Below are 2,431 nucleotides of genomic sequence, written 5' to 3' on the forward strand. Positions count from 1 at the left end.
CGTGGGCTCGGAGATGTTTATAAGAGACAGGGAGACGCGGGCGGCGAGGGAGCCGGCGCGCAGGGCTGCGAGCAGGGAGCCGGCGGAATAGATGTGCTTGGACATGGGGCCTCCTTGGCCGTCGGGGTGCCGGGGGCCTCATGCCCCCTGCGACGTGTTCAACCATACACATACACCGGCGCGTGCACAACACCGTCCGCGAGCGCGGGCCGGCGCGCCCGTGGTGGTGTCGAGGGAAGGGCGGGGACGTGTCGCGGTCCTCGGGAGCCGGCAGCAGCTCGATGCAGCCGGCAGCTCATCTCCGCGACACGTCCCCACGCGGCAGCGGGCGCGGGACCCGCCCGCGCTTGCGGCCAGGGGCGACGACGGGGCGGCGCGTGCGCGCCGCCCCCGTCGTGCTCAGTCGCCGTACACCTCGGCGGCGGGCATGCAGTAGGGGCCGCCGTCTCCGTGCCACTGGTCGGAGAGGGTGTAGACGGTGCGCCCGCGCATGCCGTTGTGGGCCACCGAGTAGGTCCCACGGCTGGGGTCGATCGCGGTCACGGTCCCGTCGGCGTAGCTGATGCAGTGGCCCAGCTGGATGCGGTCGACGATGACCACCTCCTGGCCGATGTGCACGTTCTGGGAGGTGCAGATGGTGGTCTGGTCGGTGTCCATGTCGGGCCTCCTGGCCGCTCGGGGTGCCGGGGGCCTCATGCCCCCCGCTACGTGTATAACCATACACGCGCGCGGCCGAGCGGTCAACAGCGATTTATACAGCGCCCGCCCACGCGTGGGCCGGGCTACGCTGGCGGGCGTGCACCGTCGGGGCACCGTCTCCACGGGCGCCGGGGGGCCAGCGTTACGCGCTGGCCCCCGGTCACGCTCAGCGGCCCTCAGCGGCCCGCGTGTGCTTGCCCCAGGCCCACGCCGGGTCGGTGGCCACGACGGCCACGGGCGTGGCCCGCGTCATCCGGCGCACGGCGCGCACGTGAGGGTGGTGCGGGGCGCATCGCTCGGCGAGGTTCAGGCGGCCATCGGCCACCGCTCCTGCGCCTCGGATCCAGGCCACGTAGGCCAGCACCGCCAGCGCCCCGGCGCAGGCGTGGCCCGGACCGAGGGCCACGGCGGCGTTGAGCACCGTCTCGGCCTCCACGCTCGCCTTCCAGCGCAGACCGTGCGGGAACTCGCCCCGGGCGAAGTCCACCGCCTCCAGCCGGATCGGGGCCGTGCAGGCCACCAGCGCCGCGATCAGATACTCCGGGTCACGGTGGTTCAGGGTGGCCAGCACGACGGCGGCGGCCCCGGCGTCGTTCTGATCCTTCAGCAGGCGGTTGATGCCCTCGATCAGCGCCGGAGCGTCCGCGTGCATGTCCGTCAGCGTGGCCGCGTGAGCCGCCACGGCCTCCGTCAGGGCGTCCGACTCGCTCGGGGTGGCGGTGGGGTACTCGGACCGCGCACCGTCGAGCAGGGCCAGGTGCAGGCCCAGCGTGGAGGTGCCCGGGGCGTAGGCCACGGCCTCGCCCGTGCCCAGGTTGGTGCACATGCGCCCGTCCACGTGGATCAGCCCCTCCACGCTCAGACCGTGGCCGGTCAGGATGGACTCCAGCTCGAGCCAGCGCAGGGCGCGGTCCTCCGGGCCGTAGCCGATCAGGAAGACGCGCGTGCAGTTGGCGCGGCGCATGCTGGCGGCGATCACTCCGGCCATGGTGGCGGGGGCGGCGACATCGTCAAGGCGCATCACCGGCCCCAGCCGCGAGCCCTTCAGGCCGATGGCCACCACGGAATCCGCGGGGGTGGACGGCAGGGCGGCGGCGGCGTAGTCGGTCAGATCAAGCGGGGTGCGGGCGGTCAGAGCATCCATCGTGTCCTCCTAGAGGGGTGCGGGGGGCCTGGTGCCTCCTGCTGAGTCAAACCATACACAATAAAAGCCGGGACTGCAACGTTGAGTATGACGGCGATATGGCGAACGTATGGCATGGCCCTGCCCCGCCGCGAGGCGGGGCAGGGAGTCGGAATCAGCGAGGATCGGAGGCCGGAGCGCGCCAGGCCGAGCGCGCGGCACGTGTTGTGCCGAGCACCAGGCGCGCGGTGACACGCGCGGCGGTGGTGAGCATCAGGGCGAGCACCAGCGCACACCACAGGGCGAAGGCGATCAGGGCCGGCGTGGACAGCGCGGGCACGTACACCGGTGCCAGCCCCCCGAACGCGGCGACGAAGATCAGGACGGAGCCGACGCACAAGGCGTGCCGGGCGATGAGCGCGCAGCGGTCGAGTCGGGCCGTCAGGGTGGCACGGGTGGTGGGGCGACGGGTGCCAGCACGTTTCACGGTGTCCTCCTTGAGGGGTGCAGGGGGCCGGGTGCCTCCCGCTGAGTCAAACCATACACGCTTTGTGGTGTGGACGCAATCGGTTGTGTGGTGTTGCTTGTGGTGGGGGTGTGGTGATGTGC

At 72.1% G+C, this 2,431-nt stretch carries 3 protein-coding genes; all 3 read right to left on the reverse strand.

The window, feature by feature from the left end:
* Positions 1 to 399: 399 nt before the first annotated feature.
* Positions 400 to 657 (reverse strand): hypothetical protein, encoded by a 258-nt coding sequence (locus tag J1M41_RS11375; RefSeq protein ID WP_069941838.1) that lies wholly within the window; start codon positions 655 to 657, stop codon positions 400 to 402.
* A 208-nt stretch (positions 658 to 865) separates the two neighbouring features.
* Complete coding sequence (locus J1M41_RS11380; protein WP_069941839.1) at positions 866 to 1,843, reverse strand: DUF4192 family protein; 978 nt, start codon at positions 1,841 to 1,843, stop codon at positions 866 to 868.
* A 154-nt stretch (positions 1,844 to 1,997) separates the two neighbouring features.
* A complete protein-coding gene (locus J1M41_RS11385) occupies positions 1,998 to 2,309 on the reverse strand; it encodes a hypothetical protein (RefSeq protein WP_069941840.1) in 312 nt (103 codons plus the stop codon).
* Positions 2,310 to 2,431: the final 122 nt, after the last annotated feature.

It is taken from the genome of Micrococcus sp. KRD096 (assembly GCF_017168495.1).
GTDB classification, from domain to species: domain Bacteria; phylum Actinomycetota; class Actinomycetes; order Actinomycetales; family Micrococcaceae; genus Micrococcus; species Micrococcus luteus.

Coding starts and splice junctions, on each gene's coding strand:
- J1M41_RS11375 (WP_069941838.1), bottom strand. CDS start 657: ATGGACACCGACCAGACCACCATCTGCACCTCCCAGAACGTGCACATC.
- J1M41_RS11380 (WP_069941839.1), bottom strand. CDS start 1,843: ATGGATGCTCTGACCGCCCGCACCCCGCTTGATCTGACCGACTACGCC.